We start from the raw sequence: 6,317 nt of genomic DNA on the forward strand, positions 1-6,317 counted from the left end.
TGCACAAGCTGTTTGCACCATTGCTGCTTTCAGCACTTTACTCAAGCGGTTTTAGCCTATTGGTACAGCTTCTTATTTCCGAGCTTTGAGCTCGAAAATAATATCTCCCAGGGAGAGGACGCCGGGTCCCCGGAACAATAGTCCCTCCGGCAGTTTCCGTTCCGCCTCCTGGCCGGGAGGCGGCTTTTTTTCCTTTCCCCNTTCCCCCCGGCGGTCAACTGCGGTATACTGTCCCTATCAAAAACCACCGGCCCTCTCCGGGCGGAACGGAGGAACCCATGGAACAGCTCTGCCTGAACCTGACCCGCGCCTTTCAAGAGGAGGCGTTTTTGCAAAAGCTGGCCCGCCCCCGGGCGGAGGCCCTGTTTGAGGACCTGGACTGGCCCGCCCTGCTGGCCCCCCTGGCGCCCATCGAGGAGCGGATTTCCTGTGAAAAGGCCCTGGGGGCCTTCCGCCCCGTTCTGGACGGCCTGGCCCCGGAGCCGGGGGAGGGCTGGGCCCTTTGCGCCTACCGGACGGCGGTCTCCCTTCTCTATCCCCAGGCGGACCCGGACCACACNCCCGCCCAGCGGGACGGGGCCCTGTGCTTCCTTCAATTCCTGCGGACCCTCTTCGACGCGGAGCGGGAGGCCCTGCCCTTTGACTTCTGGCTGGACTTCGCCTTCTGCACGGAAGAGGAATTGAAATCCAGTGCCGTGGCGGCGGACTACCGCCAATTCCTCCGCCGCTGGCGGGAGGAGTATGTCTACGAGCTCCTCCGCCTGGGCCGGGAGGTGACCCCCTTCCGCACCTNCGAGCACATCGCCGGGGTCCACCATGTGTCCATGACGGTCTCCCGGGCCTTTAAGGCCGGGGGCGGGAAGATCGACCTGGGGCTCATCTCCGCCGCCGCCGCGGGCCACGACATCNGAAAGTTTGGCTGCAGGCCCGGGGAGCGGGTGCCCTACCTCCACTATTACTACACGGACCAGTGGTTTTCCTGGAGGGGCCTGGGGGCCCTCGGGCGCATCGCCGCGAACCACTCCGTCTGGGACCTGGAGCTGGAAAACCTTTCCTCCGAGTCGCTGGTTCTGGTCTACGCCGACTTCCGGGTGAAGCAGGAGCGCCTCCCCGGCGGCGGGGAGACGGCAAAGCTCTTCTCCCTGGCGGACGCCTTTGACGTGATCCTCTCCAAGCTGGACAACGTGGACGCCGCCAAGCGGCGGCGGTACGAGTATGTATACGTGAAGCTCCGGGATTTCGAGAGCTATCTCCAAAGCTTCGGCGCGGACGTGACCCTGGAAACCGCCGGGGGCCCGCTNCTGCCCCGGAAGGACCCCTCNCTGATGGACGAGGACGAGGTGGTCCTGGGCCTGCGGCAAACGGCGGTGGACCACAACATCCGCCTCATGCACCGTCTGAGCCGGGAGCGGCTGTTCGTGGGCACCCTGGAGGCGGCGCGGGGCGAGAAGGACCCGGGGCGCATCCGGGCCTATGTGTCCGTCTTCCGGGAGTACTTCANCTACTGGACCGTGGAGCAGAAGGAGCAGACCCTGGAATTCCTCTATGAGCTGCTGCTCCAGCCCGACGGGGACATCCGCCGCCAGGCGGCGGGGCTGATGGGGCGGATTCTCTCCAAGTTCCTCTCCGGCTACCGCAAGGAGCTGCCCCAGGGCGCGGCCCCCAGCCCCCAGGAGGACCGGCCCTTTGAGCTTTGGGCGGAGTACCTGGAAAAGCTCATTCACCCGGACCGCCGCCTGACCCCCCGGCAGATCAGCATGATCCGCTACCAGGCCAAGACGGCGGCGGACGCCTTGCTGGGCGGCTGCTCGGACCGGGACTTCCCCCGCTTTTCCGAGCTTCTTTTCCGCCACTACCAAAACCCCGCCGCCGAAGACGCGGAAGGGGCCTTCGCTCTGATGAACACGGCGCTGAATCTGCCTATGGAGCGGATTTCCCCCCGGGACGCCGCCCATTTGGCGGACTACGCCGCCTGGTGGCTGGAAACCGGGGAGGCCCCCCAGAAGGCCGCCGCCATGCGCCTGGGCCGCCGGCTTCTTCCGGTGCTGGAGGAGGATTCCCCCCAGCGAAAGGCCGTGGCCCGGGCGGTGGAGGCGGCGGACTGCTCCGCCTCCGTCCCCCTGCTCTACCTCCAGTCCCGGCTGGGGAAGCTGCTGGGGCTGGACGTATCCGGTCTTCTGGCCCTGCTGGACCAGGGGGAGGCCGCGGGCGGCGTGTTCCTGGACAACCTGAAAACCGCCACGCCCTGGGTTTTGAAGGCCGTGGGCGTGGAGTACCTGCTGGACCAGGCCCGGCGGGGGGAGGGGGAAGCCGCCCTCCATATCGCCGCCCACTTCTCCAACCTCATGAAGGTCAGCGAAAACGTGGTGGTCCGGCGCCTTGCGGGCAGCGCCCTGCTGGNCGTGGCCCCCATGCTGACGCCCCCACGGCGCAACGAGGTGGCCGTGGAGCTGTGCGAGGCCCTGGAAACCGGCCAGTCGGAGATCTCCCAGTACATTCCCCCGTACCTGGGCCAGTTCCTCCTGTGGCTCACCCCCCGGGAGCTGGACGAGATTTTGGGCGAGCTTCTCCGCTTCCTCTCCTCCTCCAGCGCCAGCGTGGCCGCCGGGGCCCTGGGGACCGTGGGGTCCCTGCTGGAGCACTACCGGGTCTACGCAAAGCGCTTCCACGAGCCGGAGGAGGCCCTGGAGCGCCGCCGCCGGACGCTGGCGGGCCTGCTTCTCAAGGGCCTGGCCTCCTGCATGGAGCCGGTGCGGCAGGAGGCCCTGCGGGTTTTGGGCGAGGGGCTGTTCGCCTCCCCCTTCCTGTGCTATCAGGACAAGACCGGCCTTTTCACCTTGGTTGCGAAAAAGCTCCTCTTCCTCATCGGTGAGCAGCCGGGGGGCGAGCTGACCTTCTTCCACACCGCCGCCGCCCTGTCCCACATTTACCGCTTCGCCGTGAGGCACCGCATTGAGAGCGGGCCCTTCCGCTTCGAGTGGCGGGACAAGGCCGCCGCCTTCTTCCCCGGCACCTTCGACCCCTTCTCCCTCTCCCACAAGGGCATCGTCACCGCCATCCGGGACCTGGGGATGGAGGTCTACCTGGCCGTGGACGAGTTCTCCTGGTCCAAGAAGGCCCAGCCCTCCCTCATCCGGCGGCAGATTGTCAGCATGTCCGTGGCGGACGAGTTCGATGTGTACCTCTTCCCCCACGACATCCCCGTGAACCTGGCCACGCCGGAGGATCTCCTCCGCCTGCGGCAGGTCTTCGCGGGCCGGGACCTCTATCTGGTGGTGGGCTCCGACGTGGTGGCCAATGCCTCTTCCTATAAGGCCCCCCCCAGCGAGGGTTCCGTCCACTCCCTGAACCACATTGTCTTCCGCCGCTCCAGCGACGCGGAGGGCCGGGAGATCGAGGCGGACCTCTCCGCTATCCGCGGCCGGGTGGTCCAGCTCCAGCTGCCCACCCACCTGGAGGACATCAGCTCCACCCGCATCCGGGAGAACATCGACCTGGGCCGGGACGTGTCCAACCTGGTGGACCCCACGGTGCAGGACCTCATCTACCGGAACGGCCTCTACCTCCGGGAACCCCAGTATAAGCAGCTGGTCCGGGCAAGCCTTCTGGACTTCGACCGCATCGCCTCCCCGGGCCCGGCGCTGTGGGCGGAGCTGGAGGAGGCCCTGGGCCCCCTGCCGCCCCCGGACCCGCGGGACAGCGTCTTCCTCCTCCGGGCCTCCGGGCCCCGGCCCCGGATTCTGGGCTTTCTCACCACCCGCATCCTCAACTCCGGGGAGCTGTACAACGCCTTCGGCAGCGAGGAGCTGGCCAACGTTGTCCGCACCCGGACGGCGGGGCGGCTTCAGCTTCTGACGGGCCTTTGGACCGTCAAGGCCCCCGGGGGGAACTACGACGCGGGCCAGCTCCTTTTGACGGAGGTGCTGACCCGCGCGGCGGAGGACGACTGCGGCTACGCCGTCTGGTGGGGCCGGTTGGACCCGGCGGGCCGGGAGATGCTTTGCCGCCAGGGCTTCGTCCCGGCGGACCTGGAAACGCCGGAGCCGCTGCTGCTGGTGGACATGCGGTCCCCGGCGGTGCTGGTGCAGAACATCTCCACCACGCTGAAAGAGCCCTTCGCCTCGGATAAGCAGGTGCTCGCGGCCATGGGGGCGGCCCACCTCCGCCTTCAGGAGGCGGTGTGCGGCCTCTATCCCGGAACGCTGGTGCTGTCCCTCAACGCCGAGGTCATCTACCACCGCCTGGTCCGAAAGCTGACGGAGGAAAACGGCGTCCCCGCCGAGCCCAAGACCCCCCGGGTGCTGGGGCCCAAGATGTGCGTGCCCTTCGGCAAGATTCTCCGGGGCAACGCCGTGCCAAACACCGTGACGAAAACCATCCACACCGACAAGGTCTTCGCCCCGGACCTCCATTCCTTCTCCATCGCCCCCTTCCCGGGCTACGCCCCCCTGGAAAGCCAGATCCGGACCATCCGCTCCTTCCGCCGCCCCGTCATGCTGGNGGATGACCTGCTCCACACCGGCAACCGCATGAACGTCCTGGACCCCCTCTTCCGGCGGGAGGAGCTGGACATTGACCGGTGCGTTGTGGGCCTCCTCTCCGGCAGGGGCCGGGATTTGATGGCCGCCCGGGGGCGGAAGGTGGACAGCGTCTACTTCGTCCCGGACCTCCGGGCCTGGTTTGTGGAGTCCACCATGTATCCCTTCATCGGCGGGGACGCCGTGGACAAGGGCATGGTCTCCGTCCCCGGGCTGACCCCGGCGGTGAACCTGATTCTGCCCTACGCCTTCCCCCGGTTCTACCGCAGCTGCGGACGGGAGGCGGTATTCCGCTTCTCCCGGACCTGCATTGAAAACAGCCGGGAGATCCTGCTGGCCCTGGAACGGGCCTATCGGGAGCGCTTCTCCCGGAACCTGACCCTCTCCCGGCTCAGCGAGGCGGTGATCCTGCCCCTGAGCCCCGACAAGGGGGCCGCCCTGCGCTATGACCCCAACCTCTCCGCCTCCGTGTGCCTGGAAAGCGACCTGAGGCAGCTGGACCGGATGCGGGAGCTTCTGAAATGATGAGAGATACTATAGGTATAACGGAACGCTTTTTATACAAATCGGAACGTGATCCCGCCCTGGAGCCCGCCGCCTGGAGGGTGACGGACCCCCGGCAGCTCAGCGGGGAAGCGGCGGGCGCCGCCTGGCTGGACCCCCGGCGGCTGGGGGAGGCTCCGGCCCTGACGGAAAAGCAGCGCGCCGCCCTGGCGGCGGGGCGGCTCACCGCCGTCAACGCGCTCCATCCCCGGCACGAGGTGGCCCTGGACTTCGTGACCCCCAGGCCCGGGAAGAAGCGGGTCCACCTCCTGGCCGTGGGGGACGTGGGGTCCGCCCTGCTCCTGGCCCTGAAGCTGCTGGGCGGGGACGTGATTTCCGCCGTTGGCATCTGCGACCTGAACGAAAACACCGTGGCTCGCTGGGTAACGGAAATGGGACAAATCGCCTGGCCCTGGGACTATGAGGCCCTGCCGGAGGTGGAAGCTGTAGGGCCGAAGGGGCTCTTCGACTGCGACGTGTTCCTCTTTGCCGCAGCCAAGGCCATCCCCCCCGTGGGCAGCGCCGTGGAGGATGTGCGCATGGCCCAGCTGGAGGCCAACCGCCCCCTGGCGGAGTCCTTCGCCCGGCAGGCCCGGGAGGCGGGCTTCCGGGGCCTCTTCATCGTCCTCAGCGACCCGGTGGACCCCTTGTGCCGGGCGGTGTGGCGGGCCTCCAACACCGGCCCCGGCGGAGAATTGGACCACCTGGGCCTCCTTCCCGAGCAGATCCAGGGCTTCGGCCTGGGGGTGATGAACGCCCGGGCGGCGTACTTTGCCAGGCGGGACCCCCGCTTCGCCTCCTTCCTCACCCAGGGCCGGACCTTCGGCCCCCACGGGCAGGGCCTCGTCGTCGCCAACTCTGTGGAGCACTACGACGACGCATTATCCCGGGAGCTGACCCAGCTGACGCTGGAGGCCAATCTCCGCATCCGTGACCTGGGCTTCAAGCCCTATGTGGCCCCCGCCATCTCCTCCGGGGCCATGCAGCTTCTCCTGGCTCTGCGGGGGGAGTGGCATTGCTCCTCGGTGCCCCTGGGGGGCGTGTGGTTCGGGTGCAAAAACCGCTTCACGCCTTACGGCCTGGAGCTGGAAACCCTGGAGCTGCCGGACGCCCTGTTTGACCGCCTCAGGGAGACGGAGCGGGCCCTTCATGAAATTTCCTGACGGCAGGAGGGTGCTATGGAACGGGAATTGACCATCGTCTCCGGCCCCTTGGCCGGGCGGCTGGGGGAGACGC

The 6,317-nt window shown here is 67.7% G+C and carries 2 protein-coding genes; both read left to right on the plus strand.

What is annotated here, in order from left to right:
- Nucleotides 1-278 precede the first annotated feature (278 nt).
- On the plus strand, nt 279-5,063 hold the full coding sequence (locus JX325_RS11590; RefSeq protein ID WP_204791275.1) for a nicotinate-nicotinamide nucleotide adenylyltransferase: 4,785 nt from the start codon (nt 279-281) through the stop codon (nt 5,061-5,063).
- The gene (locus tag JX325_RS11595) at nt 5,060-6,244 is read left to right on the plus strand and encodes a lactate dehydrogenase (RefSeq protein ID WP_243414061.1); all 1,185 of its coding nucleotides are present in this window, start codon (nt 5,060-5,062) and stop codon (nt 6,242-6,244) included. Before JX325_RS11590 ends, JX325_RS11595 begins: the two co-directional genes overlap by 4 nt.
- Nucleotides 6,245-6,317: the final 73 nt, after the last annotated feature.

The organism is Oscillibacter sp. CU971, from assembly GCF_905219725.1.
GTDB lineage: Bacteria > Bacillota > Clostridia > Oscillospirales > Oscillospiraceae > Oscillibacter.